Annotated in this window: 11 protein-coding genes and 1 pseudogene; 1 reads left to right on the forward strand and 11 read right to left on the reverse strand. The window is 37.7% G+C overall.

Going from position 1 to position 21,418, the window contains the following annotated elements; all coding sequences use genetic code 11:
* Positions 1-981: 981 nt before the first annotated feature.
* From B4U84_RS02225 to B4U84_RS02270, 10 genes are all read right to left on the reverse strand, one after another.
* Positions 982-3,363 (reverse strand): methyl-accepting chemotaxis protein, encoded by a 2,382-nt coding sequence (locus B4U84_RS02225; protein ID WP_131115311.1) that lies wholly within the window; start codon positions 3,361-3,363, stop codon positions 982-984.
* Positions 3,364-4,035: 672 nt separating this feature from the next.
* Positions 4,036-7,095: a hybrid sensor histidine kinase/response regulator gene (locus B4U84_RS02230; RefSeq protein WP_131115312.1), complete on the reverse strand. Its 3,060-nt coding sequence runs from the start codon at positions 7,093-7,095 to the stop codon at positions 4,036-4,038.
* A 212-nt stretch (positions 7,096-7,307) separates the two neighbouring features.
* Positions 7,308-10,157 carry a methyl-accepting chemotaxis protein gene (locus B4U84_RS02235; protein ID WP_131115314.1) on the reverse strand — a complete coding sequence of 950 codons (2,850 nt, stop codon included), beginning with the start codon at positions 10,155-10,157 and terminating at the stop codon, positions 7,308-7,310.
* Between the two features lie 63 nt (positions 10,158-10,220).
* Positions 10,221-10,718, reverse strand: a complete 498-nt coding sequence (locus B4U84_RS02240) for a chemotaxis protein CheW (RefSeq protein WP_017312221.1) — start codon at positions 10,716-10,718, stop codon at positions 10,221-10,223.
* 6 nt (positions 10,719-10,724) lie between these two features.
* Positions 10,725-11,102 carry a response regulator gene (locus B4U84_RS02245; protein ID WP_017312220.1) on the reverse strand — a complete coding sequence of 126 codons (378 nt, stop codon included), beginning with the start codon at positions 11,100-11,102 and terminating at the stop codon, positions 10,725-10,727.
* Between the two features lie 68 nt (positions 11,103-11,170).
* A complete protein-coding gene (locus B4U84_RS02250; RefSeq protein ID WP_017312219.1) occupies positions 11,171-12,247 on the reverse strand; it encodes a response regulator in 1,077 nt (358 codons plus the stop codon).
* Positions 12,248-13,183: 936 nt separating this feature from the next.
* A complete protein-coding gene (locus B4U84_RS02255) occupies positions 13,184-14,626 on the reverse strand; it encodes an amino acid permease (RefSeq protein WP_131115316.1) in 1,443 nt (480 codons plus the stop codon).
* Positions 14,627-14,990: 364 nt separating this feature from the next.
* Positions 14,991-15,974, reverse strand: a complete 984-nt coding sequence (locus B4U84_RS02260; RefSeq protein WP_165490236.1) for a hypothetical protein — start codon at positions 15,972-15,974, stop codon at positions 14,991-14,993.
* Positions 15,975-16,063: 89 nt separating this feature from the next.
* Complete coding sequence (locus B4U84_RS02265; RefSeq protein ID WP_242677515.1) at positions 16,064-19,162, reverse strand: non-ribosomal peptide synthetase family protein; 3,099 nt, start codon at positions 19,160-19,162, stop codon at positions 16,064-16,066.
* An 836-nt stretch (positions 19,163-19,998) separates the two neighbouring features.
* On the reverse strand, positions 19,999-20,337 hold the full coding sequence (locus B4U84_RS02270) for an ArsR/SmtB family transcription factor (RefSeq protein ID WP_017312215.1): 339 nt from the start codon (positions 20,335-20,337) through the stop codon (positions 19,999-20,001).
* Between the two features lie 133 nt (positions 20,338-20,470).
* Here B4U84_RS02270 and B4U84_RS02275 point away from each other — a divergent pair, with 133 nt between their 5' ends.
* Positions 20,471-20,644 (forward strand): metallothionein, encoded by a 174-nt coding sequence (locus tag B4U84_RS02275; RefSeq protein ID WP_071524799.1) that lies wholly within the window; start codon positions 20,471-20,473, stop codon positions 20,642-20,644.
* A 188-nt stretch (positions 20,645-20,832) separates the two neighbouring features.
* Here the strand turns inward: B4U84_RS02275 and B4U84_RS30275 are convergent.
* Positions 20,833-21,418: pseudogene (locus tag B4U84_RS30275) on the reverse strand (HEAT repeat domain-containing protein); the annotation flags it as partial.

Genomic DNA, 21,418 nt, shown 5'->3' on the forward strand with positions numbered 1-21,418 from the left:
AATTCTTTACTCATAAACTTCCTCAGTGCAAGTTAAAGCTATGGATATGTTGATTGGGTATCTGAGCAGATACATATGAATTATGAAGCGATGCGATCGCTCAAGGCGGGAGCATTGCCACTTCCTCACTCTTGCCTGAATCAAAGTGTTCAAAAGGTTTAAGCACCAGAATTAACGGTGAGCCTAGTGCTATTTTTGGCAGAACATACGGGAACTCACTAGGTAGAATTTAGCGTGCTATGGCAATCAGCATCACTAAAAGCAATTTTCTTAACTTGATATTACACTATTTTGAATCAACTAACTGCATTCTTTTTTAAGGTTATTTAGCTGTTAATAAGAGTACGTTTATAAGAAATTGAGAATTTAGTCAAGTAAAAAATGTTGTCTGGTCACTCAAAAATAAACTACATTTTGTTCTTTGCGAACATCAAAAATAAACCAAAACTTGATGTATTATTTTGCACTACATTAATAAAAAAACTATTGATATCAAGTTACAGCAACTGTTTCAGATATTGCTAAAATTGTCAAGGACTTTTTTGTGGACAATAAACACCTTTGAAGATAACTTCTAAGATCCACATTTTATAATCCTGATACAGCAAGAGTTTTAGAACTATACAGAAAGTAGATTTCGGTTATCGGCCACGCAGTTTACTTGCAGGCGATTCAATATAAGTAAGTTGGCGCTAATATTTATAGCTATGTTAAGAAATTTAAATGTAGGGTGCGTTATGCCGTAGGCTAACGCACGGTCAAGAATTCAAGGTGCGTTGCGTTGCGTTGCGCTGCGCGACAACGCACCCTACAGCTAATTTATATTTCTTCATATACATTGAATTTTTCCCGCCGACTTACTTAGAGTCTGATAATATTTATCAAACTCACGGTATTTTACGGCTGATTGCAACTGGTGCAAGATGTCAGATAAGGGGTAGCGGAAATTCTCTGTTGTCTTCCTTGTCTCCCTTCTTTACCTTAATTGACCTTCAAACGAACTAGTGTTTCCTGTAACTGTTGGGAAATCTTCACCGTTTTTTGTAGAGACTCAGAAACTTGCACAGATGACTCACTAGTAGATTTTGAAGTCGTAGCAAGTTGCTTCATTAACTCGCTAACTGTTTGTGATGTTTGGACTCCATAAATTGTAGCAGTAGAAATTGACTGCACTAAAGCATCTATTTGCCGTGAAACATCTAAGATTTGACTAAGACTATGTTTTGCATGTTCAACAATTTGTGTTCCCTGGGTAACTTGATTAACTCCTTCTTGCATCGCTTTGATTACTTCTTTGGTTTCCTGTTGAATGTTTTCAACAATTTCTCCTACTTCTTTGGTTGCTTGTGCTGATCGCACTGCTAGTTCGCTAACTTCTTCAACTACAACAACAAAACCTTGACTTTCTTCACCCATTCGCGCTGCTTCAATACCTGCGTTGATCGCTAACAAGTTAGTTTGCATGGAGATTTCGTTAATTAGTGACACTACACGCGAAATTTCTTGTGTAGATTGTCCCAAATGTTTAACTTTCTTGGCAGTTTTACCGACGATTTCACGCAAACTTAAGATATTTTCCACTGTTGTATCCATCGCTTTTCCTGTTTCGATGGTGGTATGGGCGACGGTATTAGCAACATGTGCAGCTTGCTGAGTGCTAGATGCTACTGTTTGCATTGCAGTAGTCATTTGCTCAACAGCATCCAAAATACGACTAATTTCGGTAGTTTGTTCTAGTGCTTGTTGTGTGAGATGGCTGATTGTTGTTTCGTTGCTACCAATCGCGTCGTCTAATTGCACAATAGATACTTTTACTTTGATGATAATATCCCGTAGACTTTCAACAATAGAGTTGAAAAAGTCTGCAACGGTTCCAATTTCGCCTTCATTGACATCAGCACGTACCGTCAAATCACCTCTAACTACACCTTCAACGTCATCAAGTAATTCTAAAACTTGATTTTGCAAAGTTTGTTTATGTTGCTGTTCCTCGCAAGAAGATGTGTTTGCAGTTTGGCGACGTTGTTCTATTTGTTGAATAAGTTCTGCTTGTTCTAGAGCATAACCAATTTGAATAGCAATTTGTTTAAATAAATAAATTTCTATATCTCGCCAATAACGTTCATGAGAACATTGATGAGCCACCAATAAACCATATAGTTTTCTATTAATAAAAACAGGTGTTAACAAATATGCTTTGACTGCTTGGCTTTCTAGTTGATGTAAGTATGAATGACTAAAGTCATAGTCGTAAATATCATAGACTGTTTTCACTGTACCTGTTGCTAAATTATCAGAATACTCTTCTCCAAAATAGGTGTTAGAAAGATTTTCTTCTGAATCAGTTAACCAAGAATAATCAACTGATTTAGCAATGATTTTACCTTGCCAATGATCATCTAAACTATAAAAAAGTACGCGATCGCAAGCAAGAGCATCTCGTATATTTGATATTGCGGTTTTGATAATTTTTTCACTGCTGAGTATTTCTCGTAAGTTTATAGTGATTTGATTGAGTTGTTCTATAAGTTTTGCATCGTTTTCTTGACGACGAAGCTCTTTTGTTATCGAGTCTACCATCTTATTGAAACTGACAGCCAGTTGACCAATTTCATCATTTGCGAAAACTTGAGCGCGGACATTGCGATCGCCTGCGGCAAATTTTTCGGTAGCTTGCTGCAAATTAGAAACTGGTTTGATGATTGAGCGTCTTAAGATGAATATCCAAATAGCAATTGACAAGAAAGGTAACAAAACTAATCCAGTTTGGAATAACCAGTTTTGTGTTAATGCGTTATTTGTAGATTTATCTGGATCTCTTTGCACTAAAATAGCTAAGGGTGGTGTGTCATCAGAAACCAAAGTTGCATACTCTACTTTGAAATTCTGAGTTTTGTCTTTGAGAATTTTTTTAGTAATTGGCTGCGATTTTTGCTCTAAGATTTTACCAGAGTTATGCAAATTAACTGCTGCTAATAGATAATTATGCTCTGATTGACTCGGCAACCCAATACTCATTTTATTAAATCTAACCTGAACATTAACATCATTTACTGTTAGTTCTGATTTAGTTTGTTCCGGGAATTGAGTTGCTAAACTTTGATTAATAAATACTTTTGTTCCAATAGCTATACCCAAAACATAAACTAATTCACAGCTAATTAAGGCAATTAAATGTTTATGATTGATAGCCAGGTTATAAAACGATCTAAATAAAGATTTATGGATTTTCAGAGAAGTTGTAAGATTAAATTTACGTGGTTCTGAAACTCTAGAATTATCAATCATTAGCTGAGAAGGTAATAGGGGATATGCCAAATTGGAGTTTTTAGTTTTATTAGCACTATCAAATCGATAACTCATAGGTAAATTCCCTGAATTAATAACTCAAGTCAAAAATTTAGTGGACACAACCAATATAAAACTTTCAGGTGTATTCCCCTTTTTGCTTGCAGCATAACTGTCTCTTATGTTGTTTGCTTAATAACTTCAGAGAAGAATTCAGGCTAAAAATCGTCTGATTTGATATCGGTACTATAAAGTAATAAGTATAATTTATATGATTTTGTTGAATTTCGACCACTGACAAAGACCTAATAAATTCCTCTACTTACAAAAAATTACTGAGGTAATTACTGGTAGTAAAGCAGACATAACATTATAACAATATGTTGTAAATTTTAATAAGAGGTATCTTATACAAATTCTATTATTTTGCTTTCATTGGTCATTAGTCAAAGGTTATTAAAAGTAACCAAGAATACCATTTCACGTTAATCACGATACACATAAATTGTGTAGAGACGCGATATATCGCGTCTGGTACATGGTCTGTATTTGTATCAGATTTTTTGTGAAATGGTATAACAACCAACAGGCAACAACCAAGAATCAACAGATTTAAAAGGCTGCATGGAGAGGTAAAATTCACTATCCTCATGCAGCCTAATGTAAAGATGGAGATGTTAAAGTTTTTTTACTTACCGATCAATTCAGTTGTCTTGCGTAATTATACTCAATTTGCACTAATTGAATTTAGTTTCTATTTGCTCCTGCTAAGGGAAAAATCAGTTCTTCCAGTGTTCTCAATAATTCTTGTTCATTGTAAGGTTTTGAGAAATAAGCTTTTGCACCTAATTGCATTGCTAGTTGTCGATGCTTGTCACTGCTACGAGAGGTAAGCATGGCAATTGGTATATTTTTAAATTCATTGTTGGATTTCACCCGACCTAAAAAGCCATAACCATCAACCCGTGGCATTTCAATATCACAAATTACTGCCTGAACTTTTAAGCCACTTTGTAACTTTTCTAAAGCATCTTGACCATCTTTGGCTTGTTCTACTAAAAATCCTCCTTTTTCCAAAGTTAAAGCCAAAAAGCGCCGGACATTAATCGAATCATCAACAATTAAGATAGTTCCTTTCTGGTCTTTTAATGAGTCTGGGTTTTTTTCCTCAGATGGAGTCAGGAATATAGTCTTCAACCTTGCTGATGGTAGTTGATTGTTTCTAGGTGTACGGTCATTAGCAGCAATCCAATACAGCAACTCACTAACATTGACTAAAGCCACGACTCTACCATCACCAAGAATTGTACAGTTGCTAAAGCCAGCAGGTAGAGGGATATTTCCTTCCACACGGCGAATAGCAACTTCTTGTTCACCCCAGCAACGGTCGATTTGCAGTGCAATTGGTTGATTGTTGCTTTCAATGATTAATATGCTAGCAGCATTAATTGCTGGAGGTGTTTCCAGGTTTGGATTATCATAGCGGTAACAATTAAATTCTAAGTAGCGGCTGAGGCGAATCAACGGTAGCATGGTTCCTTGCCAGTTGATCACTTCGCTATTTGCCATTGGGAAAACATGCTCATTTTGCAGCAGGAAAATTTCTGAGACTGCATCTGTGGGGAATGCCAATAGCATACGGTTACTTTCTACTAGCAGTACACGAGCTACAGAAAGAGTAAATGGTACGGATAAAGTAAAGGTAGTTCCCACTCCTGGCATAGTATCTACTTTGACATCACCACGTACGTGTTTCAGGTTGTTACGAACTACATCCATACCTACGCCACGACCGGATAGGGTTGTGACTTCGTCTTTGGTACTAAACCCTGGCTCAAAAATCAAGGATAATAGTTCTTCATCGCTGGCTTGAGCTAACAGAGTCGCATCTAAGCCCATTGCTAAAGCACGGGTGCGAATTCCCTCTAGGGAAATGCCACGACCATCATCTCTCATGGTGATCATGGTACGATTACCTTGATGAGTGGCTTTAATTTCAATTGTTCCTTGTTCTGGTTTGCCACAAGCGCGGCGTGTAGCAGGATCTTCAATACCGTGGTCAAATGCATTTCGCATTAGGTGCATTAAAGGCTCATTCAAAGCCTCTAAGATGCTGCGTTCAATTAAGGTATTAGCACCTTCTATTTTTAACTGGACATTTTTGCCAAACTCCACAGATAAGTCACGCAAAGCTCTGGGGAAGCGATCAACTATATCAGATAGAGGTCGCATCCTGACTTGTGTGAGTTTTCGCTGTAACTGCTTGGAAGTTTTGTTGAGCTTTCTGGAGATTTGGTCGGTATCGTCTACACTCAGTTGAATGTCAGCGGTGACTTCTTGCACCTGGACGATTGTTTCCATGACTTCTTGTGAGAGCAGGTTTAATTCGTTGTAACGATCCATTTCTAAAGCATCAAACCTGCTTTCTATGTCTTGTGTCGGGTAGGTGTAGTCAAATGCAAAGCGATCGCCACCATTTCCCATCAATGGCAATGATGACACTTCTGCTGAAATCACAGCTTGGGTAGCGATTCGATCATAGGCTGTCCGTAGTTCTTGATTTTCTCTTTCCAGACTTTGGACGCGCTGACTAAGATTGCGAATTAATTTACGTAGTCTTTCTAGCTGTAAGTTTAGCCCATTGCGTTGGATAATTAATTCTCCAAACAAGTCATTAATTTGTTCGAGTTGTTTACTAGGTACTCGGACGGTATTTTCTTGAGTTTCGCGGTCTTTATTTACACTGACTGGCTCTCGTTTAGGTTCAACAAATTTATAATCTGTAACGGGAATTTCTCTAGCAGTTACTGAAGTCGGCTCACTGAGTTCATCAGCAAAAGAGTTACTATCGTCAGCAAAGGCTGCTTCTAAAGCTTCAAAGTCTGCGGCTATGATTTCGTCATCCAGCCAATTTTCTACAGTAACTTCTGCTTGCAGAATTTCATCTTCTAGGGTACTTGCGATTGTTTCCAACTCTGGAGTTATTTCTTGTGTTGGCGATTGCTGGGGTGAGAGTTGGATGAAGGTTTGTTCTAAATCAAGTTCTGTAGGTAAGCTATCGAGTTGATTTGTAAGTACTAATGCTTGCGATCGCCGCCATGCTGTCAAGGAAGCACGAGCAATTTCTTCCATTTCGTCTGGTTGAGCATTATCGACATGGTGAGCGATTGATTCGCACAACTGGGTGAATCCTTCTAACTGGAGCATTTCACCCAAGCCGCCTAACTCTGCTGCCATAATAGCAACTTCTTCTTTGAGACAGGATTGTTGATTTTCTTCCAACACAGACTCTAAACGTTGTAAGCATCCCTCTACCTCGCTTTCAAAGAGTAAAGGTATAATATTTTGCCCATCATCTTCCGCTGAGAGAATAGTTGTAGCGTCTTCTGGGGTCGGATCGCCTAAAAGTTGATGTAGTTCTTCAAAAACAGGGTAACAAAAAGTACTTAACCACTGTTCATCAATAGTATTTCCTTCTGAGTGCAATTCGACTATCTGACGCAACCAATCAACTCCAGATAGTAATAAACTTTGTAATTCTGTATCAATTTCTAAAGAATTTTTCCGAGTTTTTAATACTTTAAAAGAATCTTCTAAACGGTGGGCTAAATCTGAAAGGGAGCGAAACCCCATCATCCCTGCACCGCCTTTGATGGAATGGGCAGATCGCAAAGCGGCATTGATTTTGTCTGGAGCTATGCGGTGATTAGTCTCTATTTCGAGTAAAATTCCTTCTAGCGTATTCAGATAATCTGTTGCTTCCTCCAGAAACTGCATCTGAATTTCTAATTCTTTGTCCTGTGACATAGTTTTTGTCCTTGGTCATCCGATTTTAGATTTTGGATTACTCTTTGAGAAGCCGCTATCGCGTCTATGGATTTTGGATTGACCCCACGGATAAATCCGCTTTCTTGTAATCTGCTCGGAATTATCGGTCAATAGTCAAGAGTCATCTATCATTTATCATTAGTCATTAGTCATAGGCAAATAATCAAGGACAAATGACTAATGACCAATAATTAATTGACCTTGAACGTACCCACACTTTCTTGTAACTTTTGAGAAATCTTCACAGTCTGTTGCAGAGATTCTGAGACTTGCAACGAAGAATCGCTGGTACGTTTGGAAATAATCGCGATTTGTTTCATTAATTCGCTGACTACTTGTGATGTTTCCACTCCAGAAGCTGTGGTGGTAGAAATTGATTGTACTAAGTCATCAATTTGTTGAGAAACTTCCAAAATTTGGCTGAGACTACCTTTTGCTTCTTCAACAATGCGTGTACCTTCTACTACCTGAGTGGTTCCCACTTCCATCGCCTGTACTACTTCACTGGTTTCTCGTTGGATGTTCTCAACGATTTGTTCAATTTCTTTAGTTGCGGCGGCTGATCGGGCGGCGAGTTCTCCGACTTCTTCGGCAACAACAGCAAATCCTTGTCCTTCTTCACCTGCTCGTGCTGCTTCAATTCCAGCGTTGATCGCTAGCAAGTTGGTTTGCATGGAAATCTGGTTAATCAATGCGACGACGCGGGAAATTTGTTGTGTCGATTCTCCTAAACGTTTGACTTTTTTGGCTGTTTCGCCGACAGTTTCTCGTAGGTGGAGAATATTCTGGACTGTCATATCCATTGCTTGACCACTTTTGGCAGCAGTAGTTGAAGCATTTTGAGCAACCATAGCGGCTTGCTGGGCGCTGTCTGCTACTGCTCGAATAGATGCAGTCATTTGATCAACTGCACTTAGGGTGTTGTCAATTTCGGCGGCTTGTGCTAGCGCTTCTTCTGCCAGTTGATGAATTGCGCCGGAGTTTGTGTCAATTGCCTGATTTACTTGGTTAGCAGCGATTTTGACCTGGCTAACGATATCTCGTAAGCTTTCGACAATAGAGTTGAAAAAGTCAGCAACAGTACCTATTTCGCCAGCAGTCACATCAGCACGTACTGTCAAGTCACCACTAGCTGCACCTTCTACGTTGCTGAGTAGTTCCAACAGCTGCATTTGCAAAGCTTCTTTTTGTTGCCGTTCATCAACAGTAGATTTTTCGGCGATTATCTTAGCGCTTTCTAGCTCTTGTAGCAACTTGGCTTGTTCAATAGCGTAGCCGACTTGAGTGGCTAGCTGTTTAAATAAATCTATTTCCGCTTGTTGCCAAATCCGGGGGCTTTCACAATGATGGGCAATCAATAAGGCTACTAGTTCTTCTTGATGCACAATTGGTGCGATCAAATTTGCTTTGACTGCAAATTTTTCCAGCATTCTGGTATAACATTCAGCATTACTCAGATGGGGGTCTTGATAAATATTTGCGATCGCCCGCACCCGACCATCTTTGTAAGCGTTGACATGGCGTTCCCGAAAACAAGGATCATCTATTTGTGCTCCTAACATTTTCGGAAAACTAGTACTGACTGCTTCGGCGACGACATCGCCATCCCATGTTTGGGAATTAAATTTATAGACAATTACTCTGTCTGTTTTCAGTGCTTGCCGAACTTCTCGGACTGTTGTTTTGTAAATGTCTTCTTCTTGGAGACTTCTGCGTAATCTTAAGGTAATGTCTGCAAGTAGTTTAGATCTTTCTGCATCTTGTTCTTGCTCTTTGATTGAAGCTTCTAGTTGTGATGCCATTTGGTTAATGTTCGCAACCAATACTCCCAGTTCATCTTCTCCTTGGACATACAAACGAGTGTTGAGTTCGCCGCGACCGAGTTTTTCTACTGTTGCTGTTGCTTGCAAAATTGGTTCTGTAGCACGTTTAGCTATCCAGGCTGCGATCGCCGCTACAATTATTGCTGTTAGCCCTGTACCAATGGCGAAAGTCAATAATAATTCTTGTTGAGCGGCAAATGCTGTTGATGTATTACTTGCTAGCAGTATTTCCCATTTCAAATCTGGCAAACCTTTGAGTGGTTTAATGGGTACGTAGCTGATCAACTGCTGGCGATCGCCATGTACCGGATCTAATCCTACTACAGTTTTTTCTTTAGATTTTTGTAGCGATTTGTATGCGTCTGGGTAATCTGTTTTGATATTACTATTTACGTGGTCTGTTTCTGATGCTATGAAAATTTTGCCAGAGCTATCAAGAAAGAGATATTCGTTCACTGTTTTTGTATAACTTTTTGCCAATTCTCCCAGCGGTTTTACAGGCATACGTACTCTAGCTATAGCAATTGTATTGCCTGTGCCATTTTCTTTAACAGGTGCAGCAATATAAATACTTACTTTATTTGTAGTTGGTGATAGTTCTGGTTGACTGATATAAGGCTGATTACTTTGCACTACATTCTTAAAAAATGTACGCTCTTTGACATTAGGAATAGATTTTGCTTGTGATTGGAGAATCAAATTACCGTTTAAATCATAGACGGCAATGCTTTCATAAATTGTGCTTCCATCGATTGTTCTGGACTCTATGATTTTGTCAAGTATTGCTTGTTTTTCTTGAGGGGAAGTATTTACCCTCATTTGGGAATTAATCAGTATTGGCAGATTAGATATAAGCTGAATATCTCCATACCGCTCAACCATAAAACGGTTTACTTTGTCTGCTAAGTCTTCTGTTTGAGATTGTTGTAATTGGGAAACTTTACGTTCGATTGATTGCTTAGAAATTTGATATGCCAGTACCCCAATCCCCAAAACTGGTAGTGTACCAATGGCGATCGCAAGTACTGTGGCTTTTGTACCCAAACTCAGCCGCTTAAAATTAGCAAATATCCGACCCAAGTGAGAATTTGTGCCTGTTTGCTCATGATTAGTTAATGTCGGTAGTTGCACTACACTATCTGTAAGTTTATGAGAAGTAATCGTTGAATTTCGATTTTCAACTTCACTACTCTTAGTCGTGTCCGTTTTATTAAACATAAAATACTTTTCCAGAATAGGTTGAGAATAACCCTAAAAATACCGTAGTTATAGTAGTACACCCTAGTTACCATGCAAAATAGAAGATTGGACAATTGCTTGTGCATCTAACACCAGCAACACTTCCTTCTGTTGCACAACGCATCCACGCAAATACGGAACTAAACTAGAAGCGACTTGTCCAACAGGAGAGCGAATTTCATCTGGCATGAATTTAGTTGTACCTTTGATTTCTTGTACAACTAGTCCTAGAAGCAGTGATTCCACCCGAATCATTACGATATTGAACTGACGAAATCTATAGTCTAAGGATTCTAAATTGAACATCCTTGGCAGATCAACTACCCAAACTATATGACTGCGCCAATTCATCAAGCCGAGTATACAGGAGGGCATGTTTGGCATGGAGGTTACAGCCTCCACAGGTACAACAATTGCCTCTTGCGTATACTTCATTGGCAAAACTGCATGGGCTTGTTTATTGAGTTGAAACCGCAGATAGCCATCTCCCAAGTTAGAATCAATTGATTTTGCAGCGAGTGTCATTTTTGAATTATTCATGATTATTCAAATCGCCACTGATTTAATTGCCCGCAATAGTTGTTCACGGGTATAAGGTTTAGTTAAATAGGCATCAGCACCTTGCCTCATTGCCCATAATCTATCAATTTCTTGATTTTTAGAACTACAAATTACTATTGGTACTTTTTGAGTAACTGGATTTTTTTTGAGAGAACGGCACAATTCAAAACCACTCATTCCTGGCATCACAACATCTGTGACAATCACATCTGGTTGTTGTGAAATAGCTTGTTCTAATCCTTCTTTTGCATTGCTTGTTTTAATAACGTTGTAACCACTTTCTCTAAGATAGTGGCTCATTAATTCCAATTCACTGGGAGAATCTTCCACAATTAAAATAGTCCCAAGCAAAGTTAGACTCACTCCTGTATCTCCTAAACAACCAAACTTTTACTAAATAGAGTTGTCAGTTTCATTGTGATCAAACACAATTAATCAAGATGTTTAAATACCATCTTTAACAGATCAGATTGTGTAAATGGCTTAGTTAAATAGCCTGATGACCTTACCATTTTTGCCTTGGCTCGATCTATAAATCCTGTTCTGCCTGTCACCATGATTATAGGCGTATTTCTAAAAGCTGAATGCCTACGCAGCAAGGAACATAGTTCGTAGCCGTCCAGATTCGGCATTTCCACATCTAGTAAAATTAGATCGGGTTTGCTGCGAAGAATTTGCATCAAAGCTTTGACTGGGTCGTTGATCATTACGACTGAAAAAGTATTTTCATCTAAGAAATTCCTGATAGAATTTAAAACTGTTGGACTATCATCAATACAAGCTACCGTGTATAAGCTCCGATTCGCTGGTTGCAAGGGAATCTGGCTATGTAGAATATTATCTGAATTCTCAAAATTCTGAGTGTTTGTTGTTATTTTTTGCTCAGGTTGAGCTTGAGGTTGTACTCTCCTTTGAGATGGTGTTTTCAACAAAGTTTGAGAATTTTCTTCAGTATTAACTGTCGAATACTGCTCTTGCTTATTGCGTAACTGCTTTTGACAGTGTTCTACTAATAATCGTAAATCTAATCGGCAAAACTTTGGCAGATCATCCAAAGGAGTTTCACGGTAAAACTCATAGCTACCTTGTTTTAAGGTTAAGAATGACTCCAGCACTTCTTTGGCTAATTCGTCTATTAAAATAGCTGCTTGTGGAGGAGTAATATAGTCTTGATTTACCAGCCAGCAAATCGCTTGATAATCTGCATGTGGCATTGATTGATTGTCGTTCTTAGTATCAAACATCAACCGCATTTGCACACGATTTGCACCTAACAAATTCGGAATTTGTTGGCTCAAACGTCGCAATTGATGGTCTAACCGCTCAAACAATTTATCTGAAGAGGAGGCATAAGTAAGTTTTCCTTCTTCTAAATAAATTGTCCAAGAGTTTTTATCAGTAAATACTCGTAAACATCCTGTGGCACGCCTACTAGTTAATTGTGCTAATAAAGACAGAGGATGTAGTTTTTGAAAAAATCTGTAGCTACTTAGAGGACTTGTACTCATTTTGATTTTACTTGTTGCTCAATTAGATGGGTCTAAGCTATATTTATCAGAGGGTTTAAACAATAGAATTGCATAAAGTGTATTTTTTGGTATTTAAATATACAAGTTTTGTGATTCTGTTTATAGCCAAATTTTAATTGATTAGCTTTATTTATTTGATAAGAAAATAACCATTAAATTGGTAAGTAAGAGTTATTTTACTTACTAATACTGAGATTAACAAACATTCTCCGGCAAAAAGCAAAAAAAATGTAAAGACTGGATTAAACCAGTTACCCTTAAGTGAACATTGTGTAACTGTATGTGCAATGTGTGGTGGCTGAAATTAGAAACTCAGACCTACTAGACCTCTTGCATAAATTCTCAAAACCCCGTTCTAGGTTAATTTTGCTTTGTGTCTTGGTGTCTTGGTGTCTTGGTGTTAAATAAGTTTCATTGAAACACCAAGACACTAAGAAGACTTGTTTTTTTGGGTAACACCTTAAATGGAGGTGTTTCAAATATTCATGGAAGAGGTCTACTGTTTTTAGTGATACCACTTAAGCATCATCTCTAAATATATTTTCTAGAAATTGTATACTCCTTTTAAGTATATATACTTACAAAACTCTAAATGCTAATAATACTTTATTCTGCACTAACTCGAAAATATTTGTGATTTTGCCAGATATTGAGCTAGTTTACTTTATATATTAGTATTATCATTTACACTATTTAAAGTATTATTTAATACATTTTTCTAAAAAAATTAATCTGCTAATTGACTGCGATCGCATAATTGTTTTAGCAACAATGAAATCATTCGTCAGTATTAGCATTAGCAATAGTTATATCCTACGGGCAATGGTATCCAGAAAAACTGTATAAAAAATCAACCACCGCGCAAGGAAGGCGATGACACCCATAATAGATGAGTTTGCAGCCAATCTCCAATCCCTATTTTTTCAACGCAGCTGCTTCTTCTGGCGCCTGAACAACTAATCGGTTTTTCCGAGATAAAAAGTAGAGAGTTGCTAAGAACAGAAAAATTACAACGCCCCAAATACCAAGTTGGTAAGCAGGTACAGATAAACAGGCTATGAGAGCAAAAATAGCTAGGATTGTCCCAACCGTAGCTCCTGTAATACCTAATGGACTTTTGTAGGGTCTCGGTAAATCAGGGCGACTGAATTTGAGCTTGATGTAACTGAGCATGACCAGGATATAGGATATTAAGGCTGCAAGAACAGCCATATTCAAAATCAATGCATCCACTTGATTACTACCTATATCAACAAGCATTACACATATCAGTCCAACTGCTGTACCTAGAAATAATGCCCGGTAAGGTGTCTTATTTTTGCTAGTCACAGAAATCTGGCGCGGTAAATATCCAGCACGAGAAAGAGAAAAAATTATACGCCCATATCCGTATATTTGAGTTGGTAAGCTAGCTCCCAAGCCAAGAGTGAGTGCGATCGCAGTGATAAAATTACTAGTAGCACCCTTACCAAAGTAAGCTTCTAAGCCTTCTGACAACGGTACATTAGATTGACCAATTGCAAAAGCACCACCCCCTACACCTGAGTTCAGTACCAAAGTTAAAACTGAAAGAATAATCAGGGTAAACATTGCTGATATTAACCCTCTGGGCATATTTTTAGGTATGTCCGAGGTTTCTTCGCTCGCTAGTGGTAGTATTTCTATTGCCAGATAGAACCAAATTGCATAGGGTATTGCCGCAAAAATACCTTGCCAACCTTTAGGTAGCCACATTGCAGATTGTCCGTAATCAGCAGGAACATTGAAGAGCAATTCCAGCTGAAAAAAATTAGCTGCCAGCATACTCACATAAAATATGCCCAATACCATAATTGCTATCAGAGTGAGCCAAAAACTCATATACAGGTTCAGTTCCATACTCTGAATGCAAATTGCCACGAAAACAGCATACAGAATTAGCCAAATCAAATAACTTGGTAGGGGAAATAAGTTATTAATCAAAGGCTTGAGGTAATTACTCATGCTGTAGACAAGCGCAGCAGTCGCAAACACATATTCAATAGCGACGGAAACACCGCAAATATAGCCCCAAAATGGACCAAAAGCATTGCGAGTGAAAGAGTAAAAACCACCTGCATGGGGTAGTGCTACTGATAATTCTGCCAGACAATAAACCATGCATATATACATGATTGCCATTAAAAAAGTCGCAATACTTAAACCCCAAAAACCACCTGCAATTAAACCATAGTTCCAACCATAGAAATCACCTGAAATAACTGCGCCTACACCTAAACCCCATAACATGAAAGAACCAGCATCTGGTTGTAACTTTCTCCGCCTTAAATAATTTTCAGAAACAATTTCGTAAGAAATAATATTGGCTTTCTTGTACATCTAAATACCTTAACTAGTAATAGCTTTGTATTCATTTTTCATACTTAATGCATGTGGTTAGATACACGACTAATTTTTAGTTGAACTTTAGTGATGTTATTAACATGCAAATTGATATTTAATACCGTTATGCTTCGCTCAGAATCACAAACTACACTTGTTATATATTTATTTAGTCATTCTGATATTTATTAACAGCAAGCTGGTATAAATAAAATTGCAAATGTATCTTATTGTTTCACAAAGTAGCTTTTTACTCAACCTCAGTATTGAACTTATAAAAAAATAATTTTTTAGTAATTTAATATCAGGTCATTAAGCGTCTATAAACTTAATAATATTAATTTTGTATGAACAATTAATGTTATCTTAATCTAGTTGGAAATAGGCTTGACTTTGCGGAACTTCTAACCGCAAATATTCTACCTTTGGCAGCCGTATTTTCCAAAACAGTGGAATAGAGAAAGTCTCCAGTCAAAGGATCTGTAGTCGCTCCTATCGTTCCAGTCAGAGATGTAGGTGAGTGATAACTAATTCCTGTGATGAAATTTTGACGACTAGAGGGGATAGGATTTCCTTTAGTATCTAATTGATAAGCAGAAACATTATTAGTATCAAATTCTGCTATGAGCAGACTATCTTTAACAAACCCAGGCTTTCCTGCTTTGACAAAAATCATGGCATCAAGACCACCACTCAGTTTGATGCTTCTAGAAGGTGAAACAATACTATAGGTTCCTGAGCCATCTGGAGTTATGGTTGTGTCGTATAGTGTATTATTTGTATAAGAAGTAATTTTGAGTCGATCTACTCCAACAAATCCTTTAGGAACAAAGGCTAATGCTCCTGTGGTAGAAGCAACGCCTAAACCAGTAAGATTAATTTGTTTATTTGGACTACGACTACCGAGTTTAATTTGACCTATAGAGTTGTCATCATATGAAGTATAAAATAAGACATCTCCTTTAGGACTATAAGCTAAAGTCGCATCAATTCCTCCCTTGCCTTTTCCAGGAGCTTTTGCCAAAGGAGATGCACTATTAAAACCGATAATGTGATTATCTGAACCGCGTTTGACTCTGACTTCATAGATTTGTGCTTTTTGAGTACCAGCTAACCCACCAATCAATAATCTCTTGGCATTTTTTGGGTCAAAGGTCAATCCTCCATAAGCTGGTGGAAGTTTTGGAATTGTCCCCAGATCATTAACTGAGTAGAAACTTGAGAAAGAGGGTGCTAGTTTTGGTGTTGGTATTTTTGCTTGCCCTTTCATCAGGGTGAGTAAAGTAACTAATACAACTCCGGCAATCACTAAAAATAACTTTTTGCGGACAATTACAGTAGTCATATTCACTTGTTTTTTCACAAATTTTCTACTTAAATACAGGATTTCATAAAATTTGTGTCTTTTTATCAAACCCCAAACTTATTTAATATTTATCTGTAGATTAAGTAAGAAAAGTAGGTCTGGATCAATTTGGAATCAACATCTGGACAGACTATATTAGTTCCAGATAATCCAGCTAATGTATTTTGGCAGTCAAATGCCTGGGATACCAAAGCAGCTGTTTTTAAGTAGCTTGCTTGATTGTCAGAATCTCCATCCGTAAACAAAAACAATACAGAACTCAAAGGATGTTCTTGCTTGGTGGCAAGATTCAGTAGCTGTGCTTGCCAATGCTGATAGTTTGTCCACTCAATAGAGTAACCAAATCCTTGGATTTGATTGACAAACTCATAGAAAGGTAAGGCCTCAGGGCTAACTAAGTGAAACGCTTTGCCCCAAGATGCTTCTTGTTGAGATAGATGGACAATGGCTTGGCTGACGTAATCTACAGGAGTAAGGCTCATCTGTACATCTAATTCAGGTGCATAGCCTAGCTGAATTAAACCTTTGACAAGTCTGGCTACTAAATCATTGGTTTGAGAAGCACCAGTCTGACTATGTCCTATAATCGTGCCTAGTCTATAGATGCAGGCTGGAATACCTCTAGCAATAGCTGTCTTCACCAATTTCTCAGCAACCCATTTACTTTGGGCATAACCATCAGAAAGTCCTTTGGGATCAACAAGCTCATCTGTTTCTAAAATCTCTTGCATCCCAGCATATTGAGGGGATTGGAAGACATCAAGAGTAGAGATGAAATGAACGGGTTTAACTTTGATCTGACTTGCTAATTTGAGGATTTCTTGGGTTCCATGTACATTTGCTGCTCGTAAAGCAGGATAAGGATAAATTAAATTAACAAAAGCTCCATTGTGATAAATCAGGTCAATCGAGTTGGCTAACTCATGGAATTCCTGCTGGGAAAGTCCTAACAAGGGTTGAGATAAATCTCCAACTACTGGAATAACTCTCTTGTCTAGATTTTCATCTGCAAGCAAATAGTGTTTGAGGTTTCTGTGGAGTTTTTGCTTTGCTTGTTCAAGGCTAGTAGCTCGCACTAGACAATAAATACTAGCTTGAGTTTTTTGGAGAAGTTCGTGTAGTAAAAAAGCACCCACAAAACCAGTGGCTCCAGTGATAAATATACGCTGGGGTTCCTTGTGAGACTTAATCAAAGGAACTGCGGGTGTAATCGTGGGGTCTAAAACTGCATCTACCTGTAAATCTGCAATACTCACAGTGTTAGGCGTGGAAGTCGAATTGATATTCCCAGCATTTGCGATCGCCACAGCAATTCCAGCTATTGTTGGTACTTCAAATAAAGACAGTAAAGGCAATTTTAGTTGTAATTCTGTGCGAATTTGAGACAACAACTGAGTGCAAAGGAGAGAATTTCCTCCCAGTTCAAAAAAGTCATCATGCACACCCACTTGCTCAATGCCCAAAATTTCTATCCACATCTGAGCTAATTTTTCTTCTAGTGGGGTGCGAGGAGCAACAAACTCTGTTTCTATCTCAGGTCTTGTTTGTTTAAAAATAGCTGGTAGCGCCTGACGATCTACCTTACCATTCGGTGTCAAAGGTAGATTTGTAATTGCTACAAAAGCAGCAGGAACCATATACTCAGGTAGCTGCTTGCTTAAAAAAGTGCGTAGTTGCAAAATATCTGTGTTTTGTTCCAGGAATTTTTGCATTCCAGATTCTGGAACTATGTAAGCGACTAAGCGTTTGTGTCCGGGAACATCTTCTGGCACAGTGACTACAACTTCTCTGACAAGAGGATGTTGGGATAGAACAGCCTCAATTTCTCCTAGTTCGATGCGATAGCCACGAACTTTGACTTGATGGTCTATTCGTCCAATGTACTCAATGTTGCCATCACTGCGATAACGTGCTAAGTCTCCAGTGCGATACAAACGAGCTTCTGGATTTTGGCTCAAAGGATCAGGAATAAATTTTGTTTGCGTGAGTTCCGGGCGATTCAGATACCCTCGTGCTAAACCTGCTCCACCGATGAGTAACTCTCCTGGTTCACCTGTTGGAACCAACTTGATAGAGTCGTTGTGAAAATTCTGATGTGGTTCTGCTAGATATATTTGCGTATTAGCGATCGCTTGACCAATAGGAACAGGAGCGTCTCCAGACTCTACCTGATACACTGCTGACCAGACTGTAGTCTCGGTGGGACCATACATATTCCATACAGAGGTACTTCTTTGAAGCAGCTGATTAGCTAGATCACGAGACATAGCTTCACCACCACAGAGGATTTTTAATTTTGGATTACCTTCCCAACCTGCGGCTAAGAGCATTCGCCAAGTAGCTGGTGTTGCTTGCATAACTGTGGCGTTAGATAGTCGCAAAACCTGTAATAACAGTTCTGCATTTGAGGTCACTTCTTTACTTACCAGTACGACGCAAGCACCAACGATTAATGGTAAATAGAGTTCCAACACAGCAATGTCAAAGGAGATCGTTGTGACAGCAACCAAGGTATCTTCATGGCTGAGTCCAGGAACTTCTCTCATAGATTTGAGGAAATTCACAACTCCTCGATGAAGAATTTGTACTCCTTTTGGTTTCCCTGTGGAACCAGATGTATAAATGGTGTAGGCTAAATTGTCGGGAATAACTTGGCTAGTTGGGTTATCTTCGCAGTACTGAGCAATTTTCTCCCAATCAGTATCCAGACACACTACTTGAGCCTGATGAGGTGGTAGATATTCTAGCTGACTTTCTTCAGTCAGTAGTATTGGCAATTGGGAATCTTCTAGCATCAAAGCCAAGCGCTCTTGGGGATAAGCAGGATCGAGAGGTACATATGATCCACCAGCTTTGAGGATAGCTAGCAGTCCAATGATCAATAAGGGCGATCGCTTCATGCAAATTCCAACCAATATCTCAGGTTTCACATGCAAGCTTTGCAAGTAGTGAGCTAGTTGATTCGCTCGATTATTTAGCTCCTGATAGGTGATTTTTTGCTCGACTCTACAAGAAGTTGTATTTTGCGCGTCTGCAAAAATAACAGCAATGCGATCTGGTGAGCTTTCTGCTTGCAACTCGATTAATTGATGGATACATTGATTGTTTAGATTGTTTGCCTGAGCATGATCGCACTTTCCACGCAACTGCCGTAATTGTGTTGACATTGGAAGTAACATAATATATTTACTGTTTTCGATAAAAGCTTGTTGCTTCAGTTAGAAAATAGAAAAAGCTTAAGAGATTTCCAAAAAATAAATTACCAAGCAATCATAAAATCATCGTAAAACCGCAAAGCCTTACGCCCCCCTTTACTGGTATAAATTATTTGAATAATTATCTTAATACAAGCAATTTTCGTAAATTTATTTAAGTATTCAAGTATTACTAAGTACCTATTTTTGTGGCGGATATAGGCAGGTAAATCCTTAAATTTAGAGCATGAATATTAACAATAGTTCTTTCTAAACAGAACACAAACATCACAAATTAACCCTGATTTCACTGCTGCAAAAATAGTAGAGTAGTAATATATGTGATCAAAAGGGTAATTTTACTTAAAATAAATGTAACTTTTATTGTATATTTTGGGTATATTATTAATACCAATTTAAAAATAATTTTGATCTATAAATTGGCTATAAAGCTTATATCGTAACTTTTCTTACAATCAAGAATCTATAATTTTAAATAGTATAAAAACTGCTTATTTTACTTTTATAAAAGTAAGTTAGCTGTAATTGATAAGTAATCTTTTTTACTATATTCGTGCCAATTATATTTAACTTATGAAAATTTCGCATGATTGTATTGCTGACCTTACAACAATTACAAGATTATTTCTTTTGATCACTAAATTTAGATTTTTTATTATCATAATATGGTTATATAGCAATAATTTAGTTTAAAAAGTTAAACTAACTTCATAGTTTAACTATAACCACAGTAGTAATCAAATTCAGCTAATCTCAAAGAATTAGGTTTCTTAAAAATAGGTATGCCTTCAATCGTAACTGTTGCATTTATTTACACCTATAGCTACATTAGCGAGTAATTCATCTGCGAGATCCAAAAGCTGTGCTATGCGTTCATCACTGAGTCGATAGTATACAAAACGTCCTTGCTGTTGACGGACAACCAAATCACAACAGCGCAAACACCCAAGATGATTGGATACATTAGACTGACTGAGTCCGGTAATCTCAACAATTTCGTTAACAGTCAGCGAACCAGAACGCAATGCATTCAAAATAGACATACGCGAGTGATCAGAAAACCCCCGAAACAGTTTGACTTTGAGATCAGTTGCTTGAGTTTTGGTAATTTTTGTTTTAGCTATCATTAAATGTCTCAAAAAGAATTATTATGTTTACATATCACTACAGACTGATATATAGTTTTGGTTGAGCAAAGATAGCGATCGCCATCTTTGCCAATTATCAATGATTTTATGAAAAAAAGGAGAAGATAAAGCTATGGCAACCGTAAGCCAAGTAAAATGTGCCTGTGGTTCTTGCCTGTGTGTTGTTTCTATTGAGGATGCCATTATGAAAGATGGTAAACCTTACTGTTGTGAAGCTTGTGCAAACAGTCATCAAAGTGGTGAAGTCTGCACCCAATGTCAATCTGTTTGTGGCTGTGCATCATAAAATAGACTTCTTACACGAATAGTAAAAAAATTTCCCTTAGTCCTAATACTGTTCAGATAAAACCCAATATCCTTGGTAGAGATCGTAAATTTACGGTCTCTACAGACCAGTTTATTGATTTTGTCATTTTGGTCTTAAAATAGCACAACCGTAAATTTTAAAGTTTGACATACTTCTAATTTCCAATATTAGCGCTTCTTTTTTTTCTTAGTTTTTGCTTTATCTTGTGAAATTGCAAAACCACCAAAACCTTTACTTGATGATTGTTCGACAGATTCATTAACTACGGTATTATCGAGTTCAGAGTTGAACTGATTTGCTTCTGTTTCACAATTATTTGTATCTTTGTTTTGCTTCTGTTCATCAACTTGATGTTCTACTTTTTGTAGTTCTTCCACATCAGTCCTAACATCTTCTATTAATTGGATATCATCTGAAGTTATAGCTATTTGTTTTTTTACTTCCTCAGTAGTATTTTCAGATAGTTTTTCATCAACAGCAGTATCCTCAATTAGTAATTCTTCTTTAGCAACAATATCTTGGGTTTGAGAAATATTTTCTGTTTGTGTGACATCATCAACAGAAGTATCCTCAATTAGTAATTCTTCCCTAGCAACAATATCTTGGGTTTGAGAAATATTTTCTGTTTGCGTGACATCATCAACAGAAGTATCATCAATTTGTAATACTTCATCTAAATTGATATCTGGAAATAGAACTATTTCATCCGAATTGATACCTACTTCCTCAGTAGTATTTTCAGATAGTTTTTCA

It is taken from the genome of Westiellopsis prolifica IICB1 (assembly GCF_004323185.1).
In the GTDB taxonomy this organism is placed as follows: domain Bacteria; phylum Cyanobacteriota; class Cyanobacteriia; order Cyanobacteriales; family Nostocaceae; genus Pelatocladus; species Pelatocladus prolificus_A.